Origin of the sequence: Leifsonia sp. NPDC058292, from assembly GCF_042880955.1 — a bacterium.
GTDB lineage: Bacteria > Actinomycetota > Actinomycetes > Actinomycetales > Microbacteriaceae > Leifsonia.
This window is the reverse complement of sequence record NZ_JBHVYL010000007.1, coordinates 98,755-123,784: the sequence shown is the minus strand read 5'-3', so window position 1 is coordinate 123,784 and position 25,030 is coordinate 98,755. Positions and strand designations below refer to the sequence as shown.

Genomic DNA, 25,030 nt, shown 5'->3' with positions numbered 1-25,030 from the left:
TCCGGGAAGAACGCTCTCGAACGCGCGGTTTGCGAGCGTTCTTCCCGGAGTCGATTGCTTTAGGGGGCGGGGGGGGCGGGGCGGGCGGGGCGCAGGCGTTGGCAGTGGGGGCAGAAGTGGGAGGAGCGGTTCATGAACTGCTCGCGCACGATGAGGGTGCCGCAGCGCGGGCACGGCTTTCCTTGCCGGCCGTAGGCGTTCAGGCTGTGCGAGAAGTAGCCCGAAGCGCCGTTCACGTTGACGTACTGCGCGTCGAAGCTCGTGCCGCCCTCGGCCAGCGCCTTCACCAGCACCAGGCGGATCTCGGCGAGCAGAGTTCGGATGCGCGCACGGCTCAGACTGTTCGCCGGCTGGGCGTAGTGCAGCTTCGCGGCCCAGAGGGCCTCGTCGGCGTAGATGTTGCCGATGCCGCTGATCAGCGTCTGGTCGAGGAGAGCGCGCTTGATCCCGGTGTTCTTGCGGCCGAGCGCCTGGGCGAAGCGCGCGTCGTCGAAGGCGGGATCGAGCGGGTCGCGGGCGATGTGCGCGACCTGGGTCGGGATGAGCGCCTCGTCGGTGCCGAGACCGCCCGGAGCCCCGTCAGCCGTAGACACGAGCGTGTCCACAGCCATCGAACCGAAGATGCGCTGGTCGACGAAGTTCACCCACAGTTCGCGCCGCGAGCCGGCCGGGTTCGGCGCCGTCTCGATGTGCAGCCGGATGCGCAGGAGCCCGCTCTCGACCGCACCCGGGTCGCGCAGCAGGATCTGCCCGCTCATCCCGAGGTGGGCGACGATCGCCTGGCCGGTGTCCGCCAGCGGGATCCAGAGGAACTTGCCTCGCCGCACCGGCGAACGCATCACCCGACCGGTGACGAGCGACTCGAACAGGCCCGAGGCCGGGTCATGCCGGCGCAGCGAACGCTGCTCGAACACTTCCACGCCGAGAATGGTCGCGCCGGTCACCGCCGGAGCGAGTCCGGCGCGAACGACCTCAACCTCGGGAAGCTCGGGCACGGCGTTTCGCGGTGAGTTCCGTCCAGGCGAGCAGGGCGGCAGACATCTCGGCCTGCTTCTTGCTGGTGCCCTCCCCCGTCGCGGTGACCAGACCGGTCACCTCCACAGTGGCGTGGAAGGTCTTCGAGTGGTCGGGACCGCTGTTCGTCACCGTGTACACCGGAAGGCCCGCACCGCGGTGGGCCGCGGCCTCCTGCAGGCTCGTCTTCGGATCCATCGCCGCGCCGAATCGCTCCGGGTTGTCGAGCAGGGGCTCGACCAGGCGCAGCACGAGCGCTGTCGCCTCGCTGCCGCCCGCATCCAGGTAGACCGCACCGATGATCGCTTCGACGGTGTCGGCCAGGATGGAGGCCTTCTCGCGGCCACCGCTCTGGTTCTCGCCGCGGCCGAGCAGGAGGAACTCCCCCAGGCCGATCATCCGAGCGACCTCGGCGAGGGCGACCGAACTGACCAGGCTGGCGCGACGCTTGGCGAGATCGCCCTCGTCGAGGGTCGGGTTCTCGCGGAACAGCTTGACCGTGACGGCCTGCCCCAGAATCGAGTCGCCGAGAAATTCGAGGCGCTCGTTGTTGGGGATGCCGCCGTGCTCGTACGCGTACGAGCGATGGGTCAGGGCAAGCTCGAGAAGCTCGGGGTCGATGTCGACCCCGAGCTTCTCGATGAGCGCACGACGGTCGCTCGTGCCCTGAGGGGCAGAGGTTCCGGCCATGACGCTTGAATCAGACGTCGGCGACCTTGCGGCCCTTGTACTCCAGGAACAGGGCGGTGCCTGCGGAGTCCTCGACCACCTTGGCGCGGTGCGGCAGGCTGTAGACGACCTTGCCGTTCTCGATCGTCTTGACGAGCGTGGGGACCTCAGCCTTCCACTGCGAACGGCGAGCGTGGGTGTTGGCGCGCGACTTCTTCCGCTTCGGAACAGCCATGACTATCTCTCTTCTCTGTTTCTGTCGATGTGGGCAGGAAGATCCCGCACATCATCATCGGAAATGTTGCTACTGGTGGGACCAGCACTGGTGTCGGAAGCCTGGAAGGCCGCAAGCGCAGACCACCGCGAATCGGTGGTTTCCTGGGGTTTGCGGTCCGGTACATCCGCCAGCCGTTCCCCGGTCTCTGGGTCGAGTCCGGGGCAATCTGGCCGGCACACCGGCTGAAACGGCAGTGCAAGCACCACCGCGTCCCTGATCAGAGGTTCAAGATCCACGTGGTCGTCGTGAACCTCATAATCAAAAGCTTCGTCAGAAGAATACGCGAAAAGTTCTTGGAAATCGACTTCGACAGGCAGGTCGATGTCGATCAGGCATCGGCCGCACACACCGGCGGCCTTCGTTTCGCCCTCGGCGGAGACGAGGATTCCCTCGTGCATCGACTCGAGACGGAGGTCGAGGTCGATGGTCGCGCCTACCGGCACGCTCACGAGTCCCTCGCCCAGTTTCTCGTCGACGGGGAGCGCGATCGCCTGCTCGCGCATCTCTCCCGGGCGGTGGATGAGGTCGTACACGTTGACGGTGTACGGGGTGGTTTTGAACTTGGTCACGAGCGACTATTTTACGCTGCGCCCCTGACAGTTGGCCCGGGTGTCCACCCTTCGGGGATGAGCGAGACCGGGATGAGCGCCGCCCTCGCCCTCCGCGCACGCCCCGCCTGGCCTTCGAGCGCCGCCAGCACGCGCTGGAGGTCGTCGGCGAGACCGACGGCGACGGCGCGTGTCGGCGGTCCGAACGCGTCCCTCTCCCGCACTTTGAGCAGGCGCGCGATCGCGCCTTCTCCTGGCGTTCCGGCCACGGCGGCGGAGACGCGCTGGGCGAACACGCGCGGCGTCTCGGTGTCCGGCACGGACCAGCCGAGGTCGCGCGCCGTGTCGTGCAGTTCGCTCCAGGCGACGGCGGCGCCGCCCCACTCGTCCGTCAGCCGCTTGAGCCTGTTCCGCCTCCGGATGCGCCGCAGGAGCGCCGGGGTGAGCAGAACCGCGATGACGAGCAGCCCGACCCCCAGACCGGAGACGATCGGCTGCGCGGGCGACGTCGCGGCCGATCCCGTCGGGTTCGGCACGTTGGTCGGATCGACCGGCACGATCGGTTTCGCGGCGGAGGTCGATGTCGAATCGGTCTGCGGGCCGATCGGTGCGGTCGTCGTGTCCGGCCGGGTGTAGCTGGGGATGGTGCCGCGCCCGACTGTCGGTTCGAAGGCCACCCAGCCGACACCGGCGAAGTACAGCTCGGGCCACGCGTGCAGATCATCGCTGGTGACGGTGTACTGGCCCGGGTTGTTCGCCGTTCCGCCGTTCGTCGCGCCGGGAAGGTATCCCTCAGCCACGCGCGACGGGATCCCCAGAGTGCGCGCCATGAGCGCCATCGCCGAGGCGAAGTGCACGCAGTAGCCGCTCTTGACCTCCAGGAACTTGGCGATCACCCGGGCGCCGTCGCCGTCGTAGCCCTGGCGCAGCGGCGTCTGCGTCGAGTACACGAAGCTGTTGTCGCGGAAGTAGTCCTGAAGGGCCACCGCCTTGTCGTACTCCGATCCGGCCCCGGCCGTCGCGGCGATCGCGGTCGACGAGATGATGTCGGGCAGCCCGGACGGCAGGAACAGGTCGCGCTGCACGTCGGCCGGCACGAAGCCTCCCGCGCTCTTCAGTTGCTCCGCGGTCGGTTGCAGCACGAGAGACGTCGCGGTGTACTTCTGACCCTGCGTCGACGAGTTGACGCCGCCGATGGTCAGATCGTCGGGGTCGTACGACCAGGTGCCGTTCAGCCCTTTGACGCCCTGCACCGGATAGGGCACGGGCAGCCAGCGGGACTGCATGTTGTCGATCTCGATGCTCGTCGTGATCTTCGTCGTCGCCACCGTGTCCGACAGCCCGAACACCGGGCCGATCGTATTGCCGGACGGCAGTCGTTTCGTGTCGCGCTCCCGGTGCTTCCACACCGAGCCGGTGAACTGGTCGAGGGATGCGAGCTTCAGGTACTGCCCGCTCGCGGCGGTGGTCGTGTATGTGAGCGTGCGCACGGCGGCCGGGCGGCGCAGGTCGCGACCGAGGTCGATGAGGGGCGTCACCGTTCCGCCGATGGACACGCCGCCGGCGGTGAACGAGCTCGCGCCGCCTTGATCGAATCCCGGTGCGGTGCCGGCCAGCACCATTGCCACGACGATGGAGGATCCCGCGACCGAGAGCGCTGCGGTCGGCCGCGGCGTTCCGGGGCGGCGCGTGCGCACGTCGCAGCGCAGCAGCCAGAGGAAGGCGGCCGCCGAAAGTGCGAGCGCGAACGGGTCGAGCCCGTCGCCGAGCAGAGCGGCGGGCACCACCAGCACCGCCGCGACCCCGATCGCCGTGAACGCCGGGATGCGGAAGGCGATCGCGAACGTGTCGAGCACGATCGCGAGGAGACACCCGCCGCCGACCACCAGGAACAGGAACTCGGGCAGTGCCTCGGCCGGGGTGCCCTGCTGGTAGATCGAGAGCATGGCCTGGCCCGACAGGTCGTTGAACCGCGCGAACGTCGCCGGCGTCGGGATGACCCCGGCGAGGCCCGTTCCCCGGCCGAACAGCACGGTCATGATCATCGCGAACTCGACCAGCAGGAGAAGCGGCACGAGCTGGCGGCGCACGCCGAGCATCCTGAGCCCCGCTCCGGTCACGAGCACGATGGCGGCCGAGACGGCCAGGGCGAACCACCAGCCGACCCCTTCGATCAGCCCGACGAGCGCCAGGCTCACCGCGAGCACCTGCAGCAGCAGAGCGCCGGTCAGCCGCCAGTAGCCGACACGGCGCGTGCGTGTCAGCGAGAGCGACGCTGCGCCGACCGCCGCCTCGCTAGCCATGCAGCACCGCCGCGCGATGGCCCTGCAGGGCGCGCTGCCAGCAGTCGGCCGCATCCTCGCCCGCTGCGAACGGCACCACGAGCCAGCCGGCTTCGGCGAGCACCTCGCCCACCGAAGACGACGCCGCGGCTGCGACGAACGCTACGGCCGGGTCGCACATGGGCCGCAGCGCTGCCAGGGCCCCGAGTTCGTCGACAGTGCCGCCGGCGAGCATCGCGAACACGGGAACGGCCCGGCCGGAGCGACGAAGACCGGCCGCCAGCTCGGCGACGGCGTCGTCCCTGCCTTCCCGCTCCTGATCGACAGCGGCGAGGTCGGCGAGCAACTGCCGGTCGGCGCTGCCCAGATCGTAGGTCGGAGTCGCAGAGCCGAGCGTTCCCGTGCGACCGGCACCACTGCGACCGCTCAGCTGCCGCGACGCGGTCTCGACGACGCTCACCACGAATCCCTGGTCGAGCAGGTGCACGCCGATCGAGGCGACCAGCTCCACCAGCGTCTCGAACTCGTCCGCTGTTCCCAGCCCCGCGGCGGTGTCGAACAGCAGCCACGACTCCGGATTGCTGCGCTGCTCCTCCTGACGCACCATCAGCTGGTCGTGCCTCGCCGTCGCCCGCCAGTGCACCCGACGCAGCGGGTCGCCCGGGCGGTACTCGCGCGCGATGAGCTCATCCGCGCTCGGGATGCTGTGCCGCAGCAACTCGTGCTCGGAGCCTTCGCTGCGGGCGATGTCGAGATCGCCCGTCGACAGCTCACGCACGCGCGGGGTCACGACGAACTGCCTCGCCTGACCGAGGGCGTACTCCGCGTACGCCAGCCCGAACGGGTCGGTTCGGCTCACGATGAGCGGGCCGACCGGATGCGAACCGCGCCGCACCCCACGAACCTCCTGGCGCAGCACGATGGTGTCCCGTCCGTGACTCGCGTTCCCCTGGTGCGCTCCGAGGCGAGGGAACGGCGCCGACGGCTGCACCTCGACAGCGGCCGGAGCGAACTCCCGCCACCGTGCCGCCGGCGACGGCCGGGGCGACAGGTTGCGGGCGGTCGTCACGATGCTCGCCCTCTCCCCCGCACCGACGATGTCCGGGTGGAAACTGCGCGTCACGGCGAGCCTGGGCCGGTCGATCGTCACAGAGATCATCGCGGCGAGCGGCAGAACGGTGAGGAACAGCCCGACGAACAGCACATCCGTGCGCCCGAGCACCGCCGAGCCGACGAGCGCGAGCACCCCGACGCCGAACAGCGCCCACCCCCGCGTGGTCGGCCGCGGTTTGCGAACCGGCGAAGACGAACGCTCGCGCCGTGGCACGGGTCAGCCCGCCGCGCCCGGTCCGGCCTGCCCGCTGCGGGCACGCCCTTGACTCACGGAAGCGCCACGACTCGCGCCGCCGCCGACCGCTCCGCCGCGGCCCGCGCCGCCGCCGACCGCTCCCGAGCCGACCGGCACGGGCGTCGAGGCGACGATGCGCCGCACGATGTCGGCGATCACGGGGGCGCTCTCGTGGTGATGTCCGAGCGCGCGGCTCGTGGGGAGCAGCCGGTGCCCGAGAACGGGAACGGCCAGCACATCGATGTCGTCGGGGAGCACGAAGTCGCGGCCGTCGAGCGCAGCGCGAGCCTTGGCGGCACGCACGAGCTGGAGGGTGGCGCGGGGGCTCGCCCCCAGGCGCAGGTCGCGGTCTTCCCTGGTCGCGCGCACCAGGTCCACCGCATACTGTTTGACCGGCGTCGACGCATACACGCCGCGCGCCGTCTGCATCATGGCGCGAAGCTCTTCGGAGGTGACCACCGGGCCGATCCGCGAGAGCGGGCTCGACGTGTCCCGCGTGGTCAGCATCGCCAGCTCGGAGTCGTCGTCGGGGTAGCCCATCGCGATGCGCGCCATGAAGCGGTCGCGCTGCGCCTCGGGCAGGGCGTAGGTTCCCTCCATCTCGACCGGGTTCTGGGTGGCCACGACGATGAACGGTGCGCCGAGCGGATACGTCGAACCGTCCACCGTGACCTGGCGTTCCTCCATGCACTCGAGCAGCGCCGACTGCGTCTTCGGGCTCGCCCGATTGATCTCGTCGCCGATCACGATGTTGGCGAAGATGGCGCCGGGCTTGAACTCGAACCGGCGCTCGGCCTGGTTGTAGACCGACACACCGGTCACATCGCTCGGCAGCAGGTCGGGTGTGAACTGGATGCGGCTGACCGTGCAGTCGACCGACTTGGCCATCGATTTCGCCAGCATCGTCTTGCCGACGCCCGGCACATCCTCGATGAGCAGGTGACCCTCGGCGAGGAGAACGGTGAGCGCTGTGCGCACAGCCTCGTGCTTGCCGTCGATCACCGACTCGACGTTGGCCGTGATCTGCTCCGCGGCGCGGCGCAGCCCTTCCAGGTCCATCCCCGCAGCGGGCTCGTCTTTCGCTTCGGCGGTGACGGAGGATTCGGTGGGCTGTCGCGTCGCGTAGCTGTTCATGTCTCCTGCAAATACTCGTAGACGGCGGTGGGCACGTACGGGCTCACGTCTCCCCCGAGCGCGGAGACCTGGCGCACGAGAGAGCTGGAGACATGGGCGTTGGCGGGGTCGGGGAGCAAGAAGATCGTCTCGACCGCGGCCAGATTGCGGTTCACGATGGCCATCGGCGTCTCGTAGGCCACGTCGACCTGAGAACGGATGCCCTTCACGAGCACGTGCGCTCCGACGTCGGTGCAGTAGTCGACGAGCAGGCCGACGCTCCAGGAGGCGACCACGATCGAGCCCCGGATGCCCGCATCCTCGATCGACTGCTCCAGGAGCGATACGCGCTGGGCGATGGGCAGCAGCGCCGATTTGTCCGGGTTGTGCACCACGAGCACGTGCACCTCGTCGAACATGCCTGCGGCACGCTCGATGACATCGAGATGCCCGAGCGTGACCGGGTCGAACGATCCAGGGACAACGGCGATCCTGTTCATAGGCCTTCAGACTATCCCGACGAAACCGGCATTTCGTTGTGAATCCGTTACCGAAATGTTGCCGGGTCGTCTCAGGACTTCTCGAGGAAGGCCCGCTCGCTCTCGTCCAACCGGCGGGCGAGGGCAGCGGCGAGCGCGGGATGCGCACTCAGGCCGCCCTCCGACTCGAGCGTGTCGTGGGCCGCGAGGCGCGCATCCGCGATCAGCTCGCCGTCTGTCGCCACCCTCAGCAGCCTCAGCGACGAGCGACCGCCCGACTGCCGGCTCCCGAGCACGTCGCCCTCACGGCGCAGTTCCAGGTCGATGTTCGCCAGCTCGAATCCGTCGAGCGTCGCGGCGACGGCCTCGACGCGCTCGCGGGCGAGCGTCTCCTGCTCGGCCGAGGTGACCATCAGGCAGATTCCGGGGACCCCGCCACGGCCGACCCTGCCGCGCAGCTGGTGAAGCTGCGAGACCCCGAACCTGTCCGCATCCAGGATCACCATCGCCGAGGCGTTGGGAACGTCGACACCGACTTCGATCACGGTGGTCGCGACGATGAGGTCGAGGTCACCCGTCGCGAACGAACGCATCACGTCGTCTTTGACATCGGCCGGCAGCTTGCCGTGCAGCACGCCGGTGCGAGCGCCCGCGAAGAGCGGATCGGCCCGCACCTGGGCGTCGACCGCCTCCACGTTGGCGATCGGGCGCGCCGGGCCTTCGTCGTCCGGAGTCTCCTCGCCGTCGTCTTCGAGGTCTTTGCCGGTGATCGCCGGACACACCACGAACACCTGCCTGCCCTTGGCGATCTCCTCCGCCGCGCGCTCCCAGATGCGCCGCTCCCAGCCCGGGCGGTCGGCCAGCGGCACGACGAAGCTCTCGATCCCCTGACGACCGGCGGGCAGTTGTGCGATGGTCGACACGTCGAGGTCGCCGAACACCGTCATCGCTACCGTGCGCGGGATGGGCGTCGCCGTGAGCACGAGCACGTGCGGCGGAGTCCCGCCCTTCGCCCGGAGCGCCTCCCGCTGCTCCACACCGAACCGGTGCTGCTCGTCGACGACGACGAGCCCGAGGTCGAAGAACGTCACCGCGTCGCCGAGCAGCGCGTGCGTGCCGACCACGATGCGGGACTGACCCGAGACCGTGCGCAACAGCGCCCTTTTGCGCTCGGCGGTCGACAGCTGGCCGGTGAGCATGGTCGGCATCAGACGGGCGGCGAGGTCGGGGCCGAGCACTTTGACGATGGACCGGAGGTGCTGGGATGCGAGAACCTCGGTCGGCGCCAGCAGCGCGGCCTGTCCCCCGGAGTCGGCGACGGCGAGCATCGCCCGCAACGCGACGAGCGTCTTGCCCGAACCGACCTCACCCTGCACCAACCGGTTCATCGGCGCGGTGTCGGCCAGGTCGCGTGCGATCTCGTCGCCCACCAGCGCCTGATCGTCGGTCAGCGTGAACGGAAGTGCCGCGTCGAACTGTTCGAGGAAACCGCCCGGGGTCGGCCGCCGCGAGGTCGCCGCGACCGCGCGCGACGCCGCCCGTTGCTGCAGCAGAGCGGTCTGCAGCACGAAAGCCTCCTGAAAGCGCAGGGCATCCCGCGCTCGCTGCCAGTGCGCATCCTTCTCCGGGCGATGGATGCGCTCGAGCGCCTCCCGGAACGACAGCAGCCCGCGTTCCCGCGCGACCTCCGCCGGCACCGGATCGGCCACGTCGCTCACCGCGTCGAGCGCGAGCTCCACGGCCTTCTGCACCTGCCAGCTGGCGACGGTGCCTGTCGCCGGATAGATCGGGATGGGGGTCATCGCCCAGTCTTTCGCCGCGGCGCTCGTTCTGGCCGGGGCGTCCACGTCATCGGGCTCGAAGAGCTCGTAGTCGGGATGCGCGAGCTGCAGCGCTCCGCGATAGTCGGAGACCTTGCCCGCGAAGATGCCGCGCACGCCCGGAGTCAGCTCCTTCGCACGCCAAGCCTGATTGAAGAACGTGAGGGTGAGCATCCCCTCCCCGTCGGAGATCTTCACCTCCAGGATCGAGCCGCGGCGCGCACGCATCGGCCTCTCCTGCACCCGGACCACCTCGGCCACGATGGTCACGTTCTCGTCGATCGGCAGGTTCGCCAGCGCGGTCAGCTCGCCCCGCCTGGCGTACCGCCGGGGGTAGTGGCTCAACAGATCGGCGATGGTGCGCATCCCGAAAGCCTTCTCGAAGGCCGCTGCCGTGCGGCCGCCGAGCACCCCCGACAGCTTGGAGTCGAGCGTGACCGTGTGCTCGGGCGCCGGAGAGGACACAGAACTCATGGTTCGATCGTAGGCGCGACGTCCGTCAGTGCTGCGAGCTCGGCGGCGACATCGGGGTCTTCGGGGCGCTCGGCGAGCAGGCGGCGCTGGATGCCCAACGCCTCCTCGTCACGCCCCAGCAGGCGCAGGGCGTGGCCGACCGACCACTCCGCCCAGAACAGCTGGTCGGCGGTGCCCACCGCGGACGCCGCATCCCGTGCCGCCACGAACTCGACCAGGGCCTCGGCCGTATCGCCTTCGCCGATCAGCGTCCAGCCGCGGTTGTTGTGCAGCGACACCGCCCACCGCAGCGTGCGCGGGTCGTTCGTCGCCGCGAGCTCGGCCAGCCCCTCCGTCGTCCAGCTCTCCGACGACTCCGGGTCGGCGATCGCGAGCATGTGGATGGCGTCGACCGCCAGAAACAGTTCGCCATCGCGCCGCGCCCGGGCCAGGGCTTCGGCGAACAGCGACACGGCCTCCTCCCGGCGTCCGGCCGAGCGCCGGAGGCGACCGCGCTCCAGCTGGATGCGCACGTCGAGCACGCCGATCGCCGGCTCCAGGGAGTCGAGCAGCGCATCCGCCTCGTCGAAGCGGTGCTGCAAGCCGAGCGCCCGCGCGCGCTGCGTCTCCAACTCGGCCCGCTCCGCCTCGGTGCGATCGGCTTCGGCTGCCGCCTGCGCGAAACGGTGCGCGGAGGCGATCGGGTCGTCGAAGTTCCACAGGGCGTCGAGCTCGGACTGGTCGAGTCGTTCGTCCACGACCCCATCTTGGTGGGCGCGGGCCCCCGGCCGCTAGGCTCGACAGCACCATGACACGAATCGTCGCCGGTTTCGCAGGCTCCCTGGCGCTGCAGGTGCCCAAGAGCGGCACCAGACCGACCAGCGACCGGGTGCGGGAGGCGATCTTCTCCGCCCTCGACGCCCGCGACGAGCTCCGTGGCGCGCGCGTGCTCGACCTCTTCGCCGGCTCGGGCGCCCTCGGCCTCGAAGCCGCCAGTCGCGGCGCCGCCACCGTCATGCTCGTCGAGAAGGGCGCCGAGGCCGCGGCGGTCATCCGGCGCAACATCTCGGCCCTGCTGAAAGCCGCGCCGAAGGATGCGAAGCCGAAGCTCGAAGTGCGCTCGACGGCCGCGCAGACCTTTCTGAGCGGTTCGGGGTCGACATACGACCTCGTGTTCATCGACCCGCCTTATGACCTCGGCGACGACGACATCCGCCAGGTGCTGAGCACCCTCGAGCACAGGCTCGCCCCGCACGCCACGGTGTGCCTCGAGCGGAGCACCCGCTCCCCCGAGCCGGAACTCCCGGCAGGCCTGGCCCTCGACCGGCGCAAAGACTACGGCGACACCGCCCTCTACTGGCTCGTCGTGCCCTGACGCGCGGGCGAGCGTGGCCCTTCCCGTCGAGTGTGGCCGTTGCGGTCGAGCGTGGCAGGTGTGCCGGGCACACTCGACCGCAGCGGCCACATTCAGGAGCGCGCAAGCGGCGATAGCGAGCAGCTCTCGACCACCGCCGCCGCGTCAGCCGGCCTGGCCGTTCCACTCCAGGTAGGGGTCCCAGCCGCCGCGCTCGTCGAACGGGCGACCGTCGACCAGCAGACCGGCCCCGTCGACGACGCGTCCGATGGCACGGAAACCTCCCGGAAGCGAAGCCTGTGCCCCGAAGGTGGCGAAGAGCGAGTGGTCCTCCCCACCGGTGAGCGCCGTTCTCGTGTCCACGCCCAGACCGGATGCGCCGAGCCGGGACGCGTCCAGGTCGATCGCGACTCCGCTGGCCTCGGCGACCCGCCGAGCGTCGAGCGCCAGGCCGTCACTGAGGTCGAGCATCGCCGTGGCTCCCGCTTGCGCCGCGAGCGGGCCGTCCGCGATCGGCGGGTGCGGTCTCAGCTGGGCAGTGACGGTGTGCGGATGCGCCCCGAGCACCCCCGCGAACAGGCTCGCGTCGGGCTCGCCCTCCGCGTCCACCGCCGATTCGAAGAGCTGCCGCAGCCCCGTGGCCGCGAGGCCGAGCGGGCCGGACACGGCGACGATGTCGCCCACTCGCGCACCGCTGCGCAGCACGGGGTCCCTGCCTTGCAGGTCGCCGAAGGCGGTGACCGCGATCGTGAACGTGTCCGACACCGACAGGTCTCCCCCGACGACGCCGCAGCCCGGGGCCAGCCGGCTGCACGCATCCCGCAGCCCGTCGGCCAGAGCGAGCAGGTGGCCGACCGGTGTGCTGCTCGGCGCCGCGATCGCGACCACGAGGGCCGTCGGAACGGCTCCCATCGCGGCCACGTCCGAGAGGTTGGTCGCCGCAGCCTTCCAGCCGAGGTCGTACGGTGACGACCAGGCCCAGCGGAAGTCGGGGCCGTGCACCATCATGTCCGTGGTCACCACGTACCGCGCATCCGGGGCGGCGAGAACGGCAGCGTCGTCACCCGGGCCGACGATCGTCGCACTCGACTGCGGTAGACGAGGGAAGATCTGCGCCAGCGTCGCCCGTTCGGAGGTCGCTCCCAGTGTGGCGTCGGCCGGCCTCTCAGACATCGTCATGCATCAAACGGTAGCCTGAAACGGATGCCCAGCTCGCCCGCCGCACGCCGCCGCAAGGCCGCCATCGCCGCGACCCTCACCGCCGCCGTCCTCGCTCTCACGGGATGCGCGCCGATCGTCGCCCTCGACGCCGCCGCGGACTCGAACGACCCCGGCTGCGCCGAGATCAGCGTGCGCCTTCCCGACACCGTCGCCGACAAGCCGCAACGCGAGACCAATGCACAGGCGACGGGTGCGTGGGGAACGCCGACGGTCGTTCTCCTGCGCTGCGGCGTTCCGCCGATCGGGCCGACGACGAAACCGTGTGTCTCGGTGAACGGGATCGACTGGGTGCTCATGACAGACCCGACGGCCAAATCCATCGTCTATCAGACGTTCGGTCGCACGCCGGCGACCGAGGTCATCATCGACCATGTCGCCGGAGTCTCCGATTCCGCCGTGCTCCCCGACCTCGCGAGCGCGATCGCAACCGTCAAACAGACGCAGAAGTGCCTCTCGACGTTGGATACCGACCCCACGACGAGTCCGAACCCGGGCCAGACATCCCCGACGCCCAGCCCGACGCCGGGTTTGTGACATCGGAGATCTGGGTCGACACGCCGGCGGGCTGACCGTCCTGCCGGAGAATTCCGGCTGGTGCCGCGAAATCTCCGACGTAAGGAGGACGCAAGCAGCGGGTCAGGCCGCGCGGGCCAGGGCGACGGTAATCAGCTCGTCGATGAGGGCCGGGTAGCTGAGGCCCGATTCCTGCCAGCAGCGCGGGAACATCGAGATGGGCGTGAAGCCGGGCATCGTGTTGATCTCGTTGATCACGAAACCGTCGGCGGTGAGGAAGAAGTCGACCCGGGCGAGCCCTTCGCCCCCGATCGCGTCGAACGCCTTCACCGCGAGCGACTGCATCGTGGCGAGCTCCTCCGCCGACAGGTCGGCCGGGCACACGAGGTCGATGCCCGGAGCGTCGAGATACTTCGCGGCGAAGTCGTAGAAGTCGCGGCCCGAGACCACGATCTCGCCCGCCACGGATGCGCGGGTCGCTTCGCCCGGGCGTCCGCCGAGCACCGCGATCTCGACCTCGCGACCGACCAGCGCCGACTCGATGAGCACGCGGTCGTCTTCGGCGAGGGCCGTCTCGATCGCGGCGTCGAGCTCGCCGGGCTCTTTGACTTTGCTCACACCGACGCTCGAACCGGCACGCGCCGGCTTGACGAACGACGGCAGGCCGAGGTCGGCCGCGGCCGCTCGCACTGCATCCGGGTTCGTGCGCCACTCGTACGAGGTCACAGTCAGCCACGGCGCGACGGGGATGCCCGCCTGCTGCAGCACGCTCTTCGTGAAGTGCTTGTCCATGCCGAGGGAGCTGGCGAGCACACCGCTGCCGACGTACGGCAGATCGACGAGCTCGAGCATCCCCTGGACCGTGCCGTCTTCGCCCCACGGGCCGTGCAGGATCGGGAACACGACATCGACGTGACCGAGCGAGCGCGTTTCGCCCGCCTCGGTGACGGTCAGCTCGTGACTGAGTGCGTTCTCGGGCCAGTGCACGCGCGAGCCATTGTCCGGCACCGTCGGCATGTCTTCGGCGTTGAGCGCGAAGAGCGCAGCGTCGTCGGGCTGGAGGGTGAACGCCCCGTCGCGCGTGATGCCGACGGGGATGACGTCGTAGCGCTCGCGGTCAATCGCGGCGAGCACTCCCGCCGCCGTCGCGCAGCTGATCGAATGCTCGCTTGACCGACCCCCAAAGAGAAGCGCGACCACGAGTTTGTCCGTCATCCAGTGTCCTTTCGCCCTGAGGCTCGTCCGAGTCGGTGGTGAGGTGCGGGGCGATGTCTTTCGGGTCGAGCGTGCCGGCCAGCACCTGGCTGACCTGCCGCACGATCGGCATCTCGACCCCGCGCGCCTCGGCGAGGGTGAGAATGGGCGCGACCGACGCCAGACCCTCCGCCGTCTGGTTCATCTGCTTCACGACGTCGGTGAAGCTGTAGCCCTGGCCGAGCAGCCGCCCGGCTGTGTTGTTGCGGCTGAGCGACGATTCGCAGGTGGCGATCAGGTCGCCGAGCCCGGCGAGACCGGACAGCGTGACGGCCTCTGCGCCGTAGGCGACAGCGAAGTCGGTCATCTCGACGAGCCCGCGCGTGATGATCGACGCCTTGGTGTTCTCGCCGTAGCCGACGCCGTCGACGATGCCGATCGCGACGGCGATGAGGTTCTTCAGCACTCCGCCGAACTCCGTGCCGATCACGTCGGTGTTCACGAAGCTGCGGAAGTAGCGGTTGGTGGCGGCCATGGCAACGACCTGCGCGGTCTCCAGGCTCACCGACGAGACGACGGCAGCGGTCGGCTGCTCGCGGGCGATCTCGAGGGCGAGGTTGGGGCCGGACGCCACGGCGATGCGTTCGGGCTCGATCGGTAGGCCCTGAGCGATGACTTCGCTCATCCGGAGGCCGGTGCCCTTCTCGACGCCCTTCATCAGGCTCACCACGGTGGTCTCCGGGCCGAGGAACGGCTTGATGGCCTCCAGGTTCGACCGCAGGGTCTGGCTCGGGATGGACACGAACACGAGTTCCGCATCTCGCATGGCCTCGCTCAGCTTGGAGGTGGCCCGCAGATTGCGCGGCAGGTTGATGCCCTCGAGGTAGTCGCTGTTGCGCTTCACCTCGTTGATCTCACGGGCGAGCTCGGGCCGGCGCGCCCAGAGCACGACGTCGGACCCGCCGTCGGCGAGGATCTTGGCGAACGTGGTTCCCCAGCTTCCCGCGCCGAGCACCGCGATGCGACGGGGAGCGACCACCGGGCGCTTGTTCGAGTTAGCCCTCAAAGCGGCCGGTCTCCTTCTGGTCGTGATCGGCGGGGTTCCACCGGGTGGCAGGAGCCTTCTCGCCGCGGAGGTCTTCGAGCAGCGCCGTGATGGCATCCATGATGACGGCAGTCGCTTCGGCGAGCGTCGCCGAGTCGAGATTGCGTCCGCGGAACGCCGACAGGTCGACCGGGTCGCCGAACTTCACGGTGACGGTCTTGCGTGGAAAGAAGCTGATCTTCTTGCCGTAGCGTGCCATGACCTCCTGGGTGCCCCAGTGTGCAACGGGGATCACGGGGATGTCGTGCTCCAGTGCCATCCGCGCCGCGCCCGTCTTGCCGCGCATCGGCCACAGGTCGGGGTCGCGTGTCAGGGAGCCCTCGGGGTAGATGATGATGATGCCGCCATCATCCACGAACTTCTGAGCCGCCTGCAGCGGCGCTGCACCCCGCGTCGAGCCCGCGCGTTCGACCGGCACCTGACCCGACTTGCGAAGCAGCCACCCGACCACGGGAACCTTGAACAGGCTTCCTTTGGCGAGGAATCGCGGCATGCGCCCGAGGTGCCAGCTGACCATGCCGATCATCACGGGGTCGATCTCGCTGTAGTGGTTCGGTGCGACGACATACGCCCCGCGGCGTGGCAACTTCTCGCCGTCGATGACCTTGAAGCGCACCGCGATCGACATGATCGGGATGACGACACCCGCGAGAACCCAGAAGACAGACGGCTTCGAGGTCTCTTTGCGCGGCAGGCGGGCGGGCTTCACAGGGGCAGGCTTCTGCTCTGAAGGAGGTCGGGACACGTGCCCATTATCCTTCGAGAACGAAGTCGGCTCCCAGCAGCTCGAGCTTGGTGATGAAGTTCTCGTAGCCCCGGCTGATGATCCCCACGTTGCTGACGGTCGAGCGGCCGTCGGCGCTGAGCGCGGCGATCAGGTGGCTGAAGCCGCCGCGGAGGTCGGGAACGACGATGTCGGCGCCGTGCAGCTCGGTGGGCCCGGAGATCACGGCCGAGTGGTTGAAGTTGCGCTGGCCGAACCGGCAGGCGTGCCCGCCGAGGCAGTCTTTGTGGATCTGGATGGTCGCACCCATGTCGACGAGCGCGTCGACGAATCCGAACCGCTGCTCGTATACGGTCTCGTGCACGATCGAGACGCCCTTCGCCTTGGTGAGGGCGACCACGAGCGGCTGCTGCCAGTCGGTCATGAAGCCGGGGTGCACATCCGTCTCGATCACGACGGGCTTGAGCTCACCACCGGGGTGGAAGAAGCGGATGCCGTCGTCGTGGATCTCGAACGCGCCACCGACCTTGCGGAAGACGTTGAGGAAGGTGAGCATCTCGGGCTGGCGTGCGCCGCCGACGTAGATGTCTCCACCGGTCGCGAGGGCCGCTGCCGCCCAGCTGGCGGCCTCGTTGCGGTCGAACAGCGCGGTGTGGCTGTAGCCGACGAGCTTCTCGACACCCTCGATGCGGATGACGCGGTCGGTGTCGACCGTGATGATCGCGCCCATCTTCTGCAGGATGTTGATGAGATCCATGATCTCGGGCTCGATCGCCGCGCCCTTCAGCTCGGTGATGCCGGCCGCGCGAACGGCGGTGAGCAGCACCTGCTCGGTGGCGCCGACGCTCGGGTACGGCAGCTCCAGCTTGGCGCCGTGCAGGCCGTTCGGGGCGGTCATCCGGATGCCGGTGGGCAGCTTGTCGACGATGGCGCCGAACTTGCGCAGCACCTCGAGGTGGTAGTCGATCGGGCGGTCGCCGATGCGGCAGCCGCCGAGGTCGGGGATGAACGCCTCGCCGAGGCGGTGCAGCAGCGGGCCGCAGAACAGGATCGGGATGCGGCTGGAGCCGGCGTGCGCGTCGATGTCGGCCATGTGGGCGCTCTCGACGTTGCTCGGGTCGAGTAGCAGTTCGCCCTCGTCGGTGCCGTCTGTGACCTTCACTCCGTGGATCTCGAGCAGACCGCGCACGACCCGCACATCGCTGATGTCGGGAACGTCGCGCAGCACGCTCGGACCCTCACCGAGGAGGGCAGCGACCATCGCCTTGGTGACGAGGTTCTTCGCGCCTTTCAGTTCGATCCGGCCGCGGAGCGGAATGCCGCCGTTGATCGCGATGCGATCGCCTTTGAGGCCGACGCTGGCTCCTGCTGCTTGTGCGTCCTGAAGGAGTGAGTTCAAAGTTTCACCGGTAACGTCTTAGGCCGCCAGCTCTCGCGGCGGGCTTCGAATTCTGTGATGTGCGCCTCGTCACGCAGGGTCAGCCCGATATCGTCCAACCCTTCGAGCAAACGCCATCTAGTGTAATCGTCGATCTCGAAAGAGACTGTGATGCCACCGACGCTCGCCGTCTTTGCAACCAGATCGACCGTCGCCTCTATTCCCGGGCTGGCCTCGATGGCCTCCCAGAGACGTTCGGCGTCCTCCTCGCTGATCTGCCCGGCGAGGAGTCCCTGTTTGCCCGCGTTGCCGCGGAAGATGTCGGCGAACCGCGGGCTGAGCACCGCGTTGAAACCGTAGTCGCGCAACGCCCACACGGCGTGCTCGCGAGAGGACCCGGTGCCGAAGTCGGCGCCCGCGATCAGGATGCGGCCGGCCTTGTACGGCTCCTGGTTCAGGATGAAGTCGGGGTCTTGACGCCAGGCGTAGAACAGGGCGTCGTCGAAGCCCGTCTTGGTGACGCGCTTCAGGAACACCGCCGGGATGATCTGGTCGGTGTCGACGTTGGAGCGGCGGAACGGTACGGCGACGCCGCTGACGGTGGAGATCTTTTCCATCAGGCGCCCACCTTCTCTCCATTGCGCGTATCCGCCGTGTCACCGGTCGGCGTGTCGCCGCCTTCGTCGCCGTTCAGATCCCACGGGCTCGAGAGCGTTCCGCGGATCGCCGTCGCGGCGGCGACCAGCGGGGAGACGAGGTGCGTGCGGCCGCCTTTGCCCTGCCGACCCTCGAAGTTGCGGTTGGAGGTGGAGGCGCAGCGCTCCCCCGGCGCGAGCTGGTCGGGGTTCATCCCGAGACACATCGAGCAGCCGGCGAAACGCCATTCGGCGCCGAATTCCTCGACGATCTTGTCGATTCCCTCGGCTTCGGCCTCGATGCGCACGCGCGCGCTGCCGGGCACCACCATGACACGCACGCTGTCGGCCTTCTTGCGGCCTTTGATGATCGACGCGAACGCGCGCAGGTCTTCGATGCGGCTGTTGGTGCACGAGCCCATGAACACCGCATCCACCGGGATGCTCTTCATCGGCGTGCCGGCGGTCAGGTCCATGTACTCCAGGGCCCGCTCGGCGGCGGCGCGCTGGTTGTCGTCGGCGATCGTCGCAGGGTCGGGAACCGTCTGGCTCAGCGAGACGCCCTGACCCGGGTTGGTGCCCCACGTCACGAACGGCTCGATCTCCGCTGCGTCGAGATACACCTCGGCGTCGAAGACGGCGCCGTCGTCGGTCGCGAGCGTGTTCCAGTAGGCGACGGCGTCGTCCCAGTCCTGACCCGCCGGCGCGTGCGGGCGGCCCTTCAGGTAGGCGTACGTCGTCTCGTCCGGCGCCACCATGCCGGCGCGCGCGCCCGCCTCGATGGACATGTTGCAGATCGTCATGCGGCCCTCCATCGAGAGGGCGCGGATGGCACTTCCGCGGTATTCGAGCACGTAGCCCTGACCGCCGCCGGTGCCGATCTTGGCGATGACCGCGAGGATGATGTCTTTGGCCGTAACGCCCGGGCGCAGCTCGCCTTCGACGGTGATGGCCATCGTCTTGAAGGCTTTGAGGGGAAGCGTCTGCGTGGCCATGACGTGCTCGACCTCGCTCGTGCCGATGCCGAAGGCCATCGCTCCGAACGCGCCGTGCGTCGAGGTGTGCGAGTCGCCGCACACCACGGTGATGCCGGGCATGGTCAGCCCGAGCTGCGGGCCGACGACGTGCACGATGCCCTGCTCGATGTCGCCCAGCGAGTGCAGCCGGATGCCGAACTCCTCGGCGTTCTTGCGCAGGGTCTCGATCTGGGTGCGGCTCGTCAGGTCGGCGATGGGGCGGTCGATGCCGATGGTCGGGGTGTTGTGGTCTTCCGTCGCGATCGTGAGATCGGGGCGGCGCACAGGCCGGCCGGCCATGCGGAGCCCGTCGAACGCCTGCGGGCTGGTGACCTCGTGCACGAGGTGCAGGTCGATGTAGATCAGGTCGGGGGAACCGTCTTCGCCTTTGACGACCAGGTGGTCACGCCAGACCTTCTCGGCCAGGGTCAGGGCGGTTCGCTCTTCTTCGGTGCTCGACTCGATATCTGTATTCATGGGGCTCGTGAACTCCTTGCTTGCTTCCGGATCAGCCGACGACGAACTCCGCGACGAGGGAGGCCAGGAGATCAGGACTCGTCGCGGCAGCTAAGGAGGAGCACACCGTGAAGCACTGTGCCAGGGTAGCACCCCCCGCCGCACAGGACTTTCAGGCGCGCTGCACCCGCACGGCGAAGCGGCCGAGGTGCACGACCGAACCGTCGACGACCTCCGCGGCGACGCCGGGCGTCAGCTCGTTCTCGGAGCCGTCGGGCGCCGTGACGGCCACCCCGTTGGTCGAGTGGGCGTCGGTGACGCGCACCGCATCCTCGGCCGGTTCGAACGACGCGTGGGTCTTCGACACCGAGGCGGCCGGGTCTTCCACGACGATGAGCTCGGCGTCCGTCCACGGCCCGAACTGCACCGGATTCCGGCCGACGAGCGTCGTGCCCGTGAGAGGGATCGTGCGGCCCGTCGGCAGTGTCAGACGCCAAGGGCGGCGTTCGGGGATGCCCGCGGCCTGCTCCCCCGCGGGAGCTGCGGCCGGAGGCCGGAACGCCGGAAGCTCACGGCTGCGAACAGGGGCGCGCCTGGTCTCCGTACCTGTGTCTTCCCTCGGCGGGATCAGGTTCGGCGGCGGAACGATGAAGCCTGACGAGTCCACCTGCCCACTATAGAGCGGGTTGCGGTCGCGATCAGGCTGCGCGCCGTTTGCGCGCCCTGCGGTAGCGGAACGCAGCCAGCCGGGCCCGGAGCCAGCCGGCGGACAGCGTTGCATCGGCGATGGCCTCATCCGTTCTCGTCCAGGCCTCGGTGACACGCTCGTCGGAGACGTCGCTGCCGTCGAAGACCGCCGCATCGACGTCGCGGGCGAGCGGGCCGAGCCCGTCGTCCGGCAGCGTCAGGTTCTGTGTGCGCGTCTGCTCCTCCAGCACCGTCGCGGCCTGCCGCCGCGTCGCGTTCCGAGGGAGGGTCAGGCCGAGCTCCGCGTATCCGTCGGTCAGCTCGTCCCAGGCTCCCGCGGCGCGGCGATCCGGCGGCCCCTGCGTCTGACGTCTGCGACGGCGACGGCGCTTCAGGGCGCCGATGATCAGCAGCGGCACGAAGTACAGGATGAGCGGGATGCCGATAACGCCCGCGATCACCCACGCCCAGCCGGGCAGCGCGAACGCCGACTTCTGGTCTTTGCGGTCGTTGTCCTTGGTCTTCACCGGGGTGAGCAGCTCTTGCGGCTTGGGGTTCGCCGGCGGCGGCTGCCGCACCTGGGGCTGCGGCTCGAGCTTGGGCTTGGTGGTCTGGTTCTTGGGTGCGTCGGTCTTGGTGGGTGTCGGGAAGAACGGCACCCAGCCGACACCCTCGAACGCGACCTCGTCCCACGCCGTCACGTCGTTGCCGGTGACCGTCGTCGGCTGCCCGGCGACGACCTTGGGCGCGAATCCCATCACCACACGGGTCGGGTAGCCGAGGCGACGCGCCATCAGGGCGAAGGCGCTCGCGTACTGCTCCTGGTCGCCGACCATCGGCGACTTGGCGAACAGGTCGGTCATGCGGTCGGCGCCCTCTCCCGCACGGGAGGGCACGGGATCGCTCGCACGCCCGTGGCTGAGGTAGCCGAACGTCTTGAGCGAGCGTTCGAGGTTGCGGAGCTTCTGGATGGCGGTGGTGGCCGATCCGGCGTACTCCTCCGCCTTCGCGGAGACGATGTCGGGGACGTTCGTCACGGGAGGGAGCGAGATCTTGGCCGGCGCGACCTTGGCGAGGGCCTTGTCGTTCGGAACCTTCTGGGCGGTGGCGTCGAGCGAGTAGCGCAGTCCGTCGGCGACGCCGCTGGTCACCGCGGTGGTGCCCGTCGAGGTGTTGACCCGAACGGTCGACGCCGGGTCGTCGCCCTTGTGGGCCCGGAAGCTCAGCTCGGTGACGTAACCGACGGTCGGCAGCCACACATCCGAGTACTCGCGGATGTCGATGCCGGCCTCGGTCTTCGCACCCGGCGTGAACAGGGGCGGCTGCGGGATGGTACTGCCGAGCAGTTCGAAGCTGCCGGAGGCGTCGGTGCCCGAGCTCGGGTCGGTGACGTTCCAGACCACCCCGTCGTAGCTGTCCATCGTCGCGAGCCGGATGACCTGGCCCGAGCTCAGACCGTCGACGGTGAACAGCTCCGTCTTCTCCAGGTCTTTGGTGTACTCCCGGAATCCGGCCAGGGGGCTCGGATAGTCGAGCGGGTCGAACGGCGGCGTCACCTCCTGCCGCAACACGAACCGGGCATCGGCGGGCGGCGTGAGGATCGAGCCGGCGAGCGCACCGACCGCCACCGCGCCGAGCACGACGACACCGGTGCCGATCAGCCGACGGCGCTTCAGGCCGGGGTCGGCCGAGACCTCGACGGACCCCGCCCGGGAGCGGCGCCACCCGAGCCACAGCAGCGCCACGGCCGCGAAGAGCACTCCGCGTGCGCCGGCGAAGTACGGGTCGCGCGTGCCGAGCAGGATTCCGGCCACGAACAGCAGCACGGGGCCGGCGAGCAGCACCGCCGCGCGTGCGACGCCGCGCGTGCGTGCCCGTGGCAGCCAGCGCACCGCGAGGGTCACGGACACGAGGGCGACCAGCCAGCTCGCGAAGTAGGGCACGACCGCGACGTAGGGCGGCGCTTCGAGCGGTGCCTGCAGCGTGACCGCATCCGCCCAGCCGAAGACGGCGCCGATCACGAGCCCGGAGAGGCTGTCGAGGCTCGGCAGCACGACGAGGGTCGCCTGCCCTGGCATGGCCAACGGCGTGCCGAACAGGAAGTAGGCGGCGAGGGCGATGGCGATCGAGATCGGCACCGACAGGCGGAACAGCCGGCAGACGACGGCGGCCGCAGCACCCACCGCGATGCCGCCGAATGCGGCGAGGGCGAACGAGTAGTGGCCGAAGGCGGGCTCGAAGCCGAGCACCGCGACGACGCTGAGGGCGACGAGCACGGCGACGTCGACCCACGTCGTGGAGCTCAGCCGGTCGAGCAGCCGAGGCGTCGCGGACTTCTGCGCCCTCGCAGCGCGTGTTCCCGTGGTCGCGCCGGTGGCGTTCGCGCTCATCGGCCGGCTCGCTTGAGCAGGGCGGGGAGCTCGGTGAGCTCCGACACCGTCGAGAGCATCATGCCGCCGAGACGGCTCAGCCTGGGCTCACCCGCGACATCCACCCGCACGGCGACCACCTCGGTGTCCGTTCCGTACAGCGTGCTCGCCGCGCGCAGTTCGGCCGCGGGCAGCTGCGAGCCGACCACGAACACGACGAGGCTCGGAGCGGCGAGTCGCAGCGTGCTCTGGCGCACGTAGTCGCGGAGGCTGCCGTGCATCCCATCGACCGGCTGGATGCGGCACGAGTCGTCGAGCAGGGCGGTCGGTGTCACCACGCGGATCGCCTGCCGTTGCCAGATGGCGTCGATCTCGGTCTCTTCGCGGATGACCTGACAGCCGATCGACGCCATGACGGAGACGCCCAGCTCGAACTCCTCGTCGGAGGCGAAATGCGAGCGTTCCGCATCGAAGACGAGCAGGAGCTGCGAGCGACGGGTCTCCTGGTACTGCCGCACCATGAGCTGCCCCGTGCGCGCGGACGTGCGCCAGTGCACGTTGCGGATGTCGTCGCCCGGCTCGTAGGTGCGCAGGGCGTGGAACGCCAGATCGCTGTCGGTGATCACCTTGGTGGTCTGACCTTCGAGGTCGCGCACGAGACCACGGGCGGTCGTCGCCAGCCGGGTGGTCTTCGGATGCACGAACAGCTCGACCTGTCCGGTCCACTCCGTCGTGCGGCGCAGCAGGCCCAGCTGATCTCCCCGCACCGAGAGCGCGGGGCCGGCCAGGATGAGCGCGCGCCGAGCCGTGGGCACGGCGAAGAGCTCCTCGGTCTCGGCGCCCGCCGCCAGACGCGGAACCATGAACTCGGCGAGCCCTGTTCCGACGGGCAGTTCCATCCGCGTCGGCAGCACCGCCTTCGAGCCGGTGTTGACGACCTCCATGCGTCCGAGTGCGCGATCTCCCGCGACGACGCGGCGCGGGTTCAGCTCGATCGAGACCGAGTACGTCGAGCGCCCGAACACGTAGCAGAGAGCGATCAGGAAAGCGGCGACGAGCGTCGCACCGAGAAAGGCGAACTCCGACCAGCCGAGCACGACGGTGAGCGTGAACGACACCAAGGCGCCGCCGAGCACGATCCAGCCGAGCGGGCTGACCACCGCGAGCACCGGTCCGACGCGCGCCGCCACCGCGCGCCAGGCCGGACCGACGGCGTGGCCGGCCGCGGAGGCCGCACGGGCGATGGCCGCCTGCACCTGCGCGAGCGCGATGCTGCTCTGCGAGCGCGCAGGCGCGGCCACCCGCCGGCGCCGGGTGGGCGGCGGCGCCGTGGTCGTCGGGTTCTCTGCGGTCATCCTGCTGTCCGGGGGTCGAGTCGGAGTGGGGCGCGAGGGCGTTACGCGGCGCGGTACGCCGGCGGCGTCGCCTCGGCGATGGAGCGGGCGACGATGGCCTCCGCCGTCACACCCGCGAACTCGGCCTCGGGATCGACCATCACGCGGTGCGCGAGCACGGGGATCGCCAGCTCGCGGATGTCGTCGGGGGTCACGTACGTGCGGCCCGACGAGATCGCCCAGGTCTTGGCGGCGCGGGCGAGCGCGAGTGCGCCACGGATGCTCACTCCGAGCGCCGAGTCCTTGTCGTTGCGGGTGGCGCTCACGATCTCGCTCAGGTAGCCCATCACCGAGGCGTCGCTGTGCACCTCCGAGGCCAGCTGCGACAGGGTCACCACCGACTCGGCCGCGATGATCGGGTGCACGGAGGCGGCTCGCGAGCGGTTCGAGGCGTCGAGCAGCAGGTCGACCGTCGTGGCGTGGTCAGGGTAGCCGAGGGAGGTCTTGATGAGGAAGCGGTCGAGCTGCGCTTCCGGCAGCGAGTACGTTCCCGCCTGTTCGACGGGGTTCTGGGTGGCGATGACGATGAACGGCGCACCGACCGGGTGGCCGACACCGTCGACCGTCACGACGCCCTCCTCCATCACCTCGAGCAGCGCGGACTGGGTCTTCGGGCTGGCGCGGTTGATCTCGTCGGCCAGCACCACCGAGGCGAAGATGGGCCCGGGGTGGAACTCGAACTTGCCGCTGCTCTGGTCGTAGATGGTGACGCCGGTCACATCCGACGGCAGCAGGTCGGGGGTGAACTGGATGCGCGATTGCGTGCCCTCGACCGTGTTGGCGAGCGCTTTGGCGAGCACCGTCTTGCCCGTGCCGGGCACGTCCTCCAGCAGCACATGGCCGTTCGACAGCATCGCCGTGATGACGAGACGGATGCTCTGCTCCTTGCCGAGGATCGCCTTGTCGACGTTCCCCACGAGCTGGGTGAACGCTCCGGCGAACCAGTCCGCCTGTTCCTGAGTCACTGCCACTTGTCGCTGT

General features: G+C 69.4%; 23 protein-coding genes. 2 read left to right on the top strand and 21 right to left on the bottom strand.

Annotated features, from left to right (window positions below):
• Positions 1 to 59 precede the first annotated feature (59 nt).
• The 10 genes from mutM to ACFVWR_RS06700 all read right to left on the bottom strand — a co-directional run bounded on the left by mutM (position 60) and on the right by ACFVWR_RS06700 (position 10,761).
• Positions 60 to 995, bottom strand: coding sequence for a bifunctional DNA-formamidopyrimidine glycosylase/DNA-(apurinic or apyrimidinic site) lyase (gene mutM, locus ACFVWR_RS06745; RefSeq protein WP_387209335.1), 936 nt, complete (start codon positions 993 to 995; stop codon positions 60 to 62).
• Positions 973 to 1,704, bottom strand: a complete 732-nt coding sequence (gene rnc, locus ACFVWR_RS06740; RefSeq protein ID WP_387209333.1) for a ribonuclease III — start codon at positions 1,702 to 1,704, stop codon at positions 973 to 975. The genes mutM and rnc overlap by 23 nt, the downstream gene beginning before the upstream one ends.
• A 10-nt stretch (positions 1,705 to 1,714) precedes the next feature.
• A complete protein-coding gene (gene rpmF, locus ACFVWR_RS06735; protein ID WP_104223482.1) occupies positions 1,715 to 1,918 on the bottom strand; it encodes a 50S ribosomal protein L32 in 204 nt (67 codons plus the stop codon).
• Between the two features lie 2 nt (positions 1,919 to 1,920).
• Positions 1,921 to 2,529, bottom strand: coding sequence for a YceD family protein (locus tag ACFVWR_RS06730; RefSeq protein WP_387209330.1), 609 nt, complete (start codon positions 2,527 to 2,529; stop codon positions 1,921 to 1,923).
• Positions 2,530 to 2,540: 11 nt separating this feature from the next.
• Positions 2,541 to 4,811 carry a transglutaminaseTgpA domain-containing protein gene (locus ACFVWR_RS06725; RefSeq protein WP_387209328.1) on the bottom strand — a complete coding sequence of 757 codons (2,271 nt, stop codon included), beginning with the start codon at positions 4,809 to 4,811 and terminating at the stop codon, positions 2,541 to 2,543.
• Positions 4,804 to 6,117: a DUF58 domain-containing protein gene (locus ACFVWR_RS06720; protein ID WP_387209326.1), complete on the bottom strand. Its 1,314-nt coding sequence runs from the start codon at positions 6,115 to 6,117 to the stop codon at positions 4,804 to 4,806. Before ACFVWR_RS06720 ends, ACFVWR_RS06725 begins: the two co-directional genes overlap by 8 nt.
• Positions 6,118 to 6,120: 3 nt before the next feature.
• Positions 6,121 to 7,272 (bottom strand): AAA family ATPase, encoded by a 1,152-nt coding sequence (locus tag ACFVWR_RS06715; protein WP_387209324.1) that lies wholly within the window; start codon positions 7,270 to 7,272, stop codon positions 6,121 to 6,123.
• Positions 7,269 to 7,751, bottom strand: coding sequence for a pantetheine-phosphate adenylyltransferase (gene coaD, locus ACFVWR_RS06710; protein WP_387209322.1), 483 nt, complete (start codon positions 7,749 to 7,751; stop codon positions 7,269 to 7,271). Before coaD ends, ACFVWR_RS06715 begins: the two co-directional genes overlap by 4 nt.
• Before the next feature lie 71 nt (positions 7,752 to 7,822).
• Positions 7,823 to 10,024, bottom strand: a complete 2,202-nt coding sequence (locus tag ACFVWR_RS06705; RefSeq protein WP_387209320.1) for an ATP-dependent DNA helicase RecG — start codon at positions 10,022 to 10,024, stop codon at positions 7,823 to 7,825.
• Entirely contained in the window at positions 10,021 to 10,761 is a 741-nt protein-coding gene (locus tag ACFVWR_RS06700; RefSeq protein ID WP_387209318.1) for a hypothetical protein, read from the bottom strand. The genes ACFVWR_RS06705 and ACFVWR_RS06700 overlap by 4 nt, the downstream gene beginning before the upstream one ends.
• Before the next feature lie 50 nt (positions 10,762 to 10,811).
• On the opposite strand from ACFVWR_RS06700, the gene rsmD reads away from it, so the two are divergent.
• A complete protein-coding gene (gene rsmD / locus ACFVWR_RS06695; RefSeq protein ID WP_387209316.1) occupies positions 10,812 to 11,378 on the top strand; it encodes a 16S rRNA (guanine(966)-N(2))-methyltransferase RsmD in 567 nt (188 codons plus the stop codon).
• 144 nt (positions 11,379 to 11,522) lie between these two features.
• Here the strand turns inward: rsmD and thiL are convergent, their stop codons facing one another.
• Positions 11,523 to 12,530 (bottom strand): thiamine-phosphate kinase, encoded by a 1,008-nt coding sequence (thiL, locus tag ACFVWR_RS06690; RefSeq protein WP_387209350.1) that lies wholly within the window; start codon positions 12,528 to 12,530, stop codon positions 11,523 to 11,525.
• 30 nt (positions 12,531 to 12,560) lie between these two features.
• On the opposite strand from thiL, the gene ACFVWR_RS06685 reads away from it, so the two are divergent.
• Positions 12,561 to 13,112, top strand: coding sequence for a DUF3515 family protein (locus tag ACFVWR_RS06685; protein ID WP_387209314.1), 552 nt, complete (start codon positions 12,561 to 12,563; stop codon positions 13,110 to 13,112).
• A 102-nt stretch (positions 13,113 to 13,214) separates the two neighbouring features.
• Here the strand turns inward: ACFVWR_RS06685 and ACFVWR_RS06680 are convergent, their stop codons facing one another.
• The 10 genes from ACFVWR_RS06680 to ACFVWR_RS06635 form a co-directional block, all read right to left on the bottom strand.
• Positions 13,215 to 14,306: a D-alanine--D-alanine ligase family protein gene (locus tag ACFVWR_RS06680; protein ID WP_387209311.1), complete on the bottom strand. Its 1,092-nt coding sequence runs from the start codon at positions 14,304 to 14,306 to the stop codon at positions 13,215 to 13,217.
• Positions 14,209 to 15,300 (bottom strand): NAD(P)H-dependent glycerol-3-phosphate dehydrogenase, encoded by a 1,092-nt coding sequence (locus tag ACFVWR_RS06675; RefSeq protein WP_387209347.1) that lies wholly within the window; start codon positions 15,298 to 15,300, stop codon positions 14,209 to 14,211. Before ACFVWR_RS06675 ends, ACFVWR_RS06680 begins: the two co-directional genes overlap by 98 nt.
• A gap of 40 nt (positions 15,301 to 15,340) precedes the next feature.
• Positions 15,341 to 16,018: a lysophospholipid acyltransferase family protein gene (locus ACFVWR_RS06670; RefSeq protein ID WP_387209345.1), complete on the bottom strand. Its 678-nt coding sequence runs from the start codon at positions 16,016 to 16,018 to the stop codon at positions 15,341 to 15,343.
• A gap of 124 nt (positions 16,019 to 16,142) precedes the next feature.
• Entirely contained in the window at positions 16,143 to 17,513 is a 1,371-nt protein-coding gene (murA, locus tag ACFVWR_RS06665; RefSeq protein WP_387209309.1) for a UDP-N-acetylglucosamine 1-carboxyvinyltransferase, read from the bottom strand.
• Positions 17,510 to 18,109, bottom strand: a complete 600-nt coding sequence (leuD, locus tag ACFVWR_RS06660) for a 3-isopropylmalate dehydratase small subunit (protein WP_387209305.1) — start codon at positions 18,107 to 18,109, stop codon at positions 17,510 to 17,512. Before leuD ends, murA begins: the two co-directional genes overlap by 4 nt.
• The gene (gene leuC, locus ACFVWR_RS06655) at positions 18,109 to 19,620 is read right to left on the bottom strand and encodes a 3-isopropylmalate dehydratase large subunit (RefSeq protein WP_387209302.1); all 1,512 of its coding nucleotides are present in this window, start codon (positions 19,618 to 19,620) and stop codon (positions 18,109 to 18,111) included. Before leuC ends, leuD begins: the two co-directional genes overlap by 1 nt.
• Before the next feature lie 151 nt (positions 19,621 to 19,771).
• Positions 19,772 to 20,266: an FHA domain-containing protein gene (locus ACFVWR_RS06650; protein ID WP_387209300.1), complete on the bottom strand. Its 495-nt coding sequence runs from the start codon at positions 20,264 to 20,266 to the stop codon at positions 19,772 to 19,774.
• Positions 20,267 to 20,297: 31 nt separating this feature from the next.
• Positions 20,298 to 22,676, bottom strand: a complete 2,379-nt coding sequence (locus tag ACFVWR_RS06645) for a transglutaminase family protein (RefSeq protein WP_387209298.1) — start codon at positions 22,674 to 22,676, stop codon at positions 20,298 to 20,300.
• Positions 22,673 to 24,010 carry a DUF58 domain-containing protein gene (locus ACFVWR_RS06640; protein ID WP_387209296.1) on the bottom strand — a complete coding sequence of 446 codons (1,338 nt, stop codon included), beginning with the start codon at positions 24,008 to 24,010 and terminating at the stop codon, positions 22,673 to 22,675. The genes ACFVWR_RS06645 and ACFVWR_RS06640 overlap by 4 nt, the downstream gene beginning before the upstream one ends.
• Positions 24,011 to 24,051: 41 nt before the next feature.
• Complete coding sequence (locus ACFVWR_RS06635; RefSeq protein ID WP_387209342.1) at positions 24,052 to 25,014, bottom strand: AAA family ATPase; 963 nt, start codon at positions 25,012 to 25,014, stop codon at positions 24,052 to 24,054.
• Positions 25,015 to 25,030: the final 16 nt, after the last annotated feature.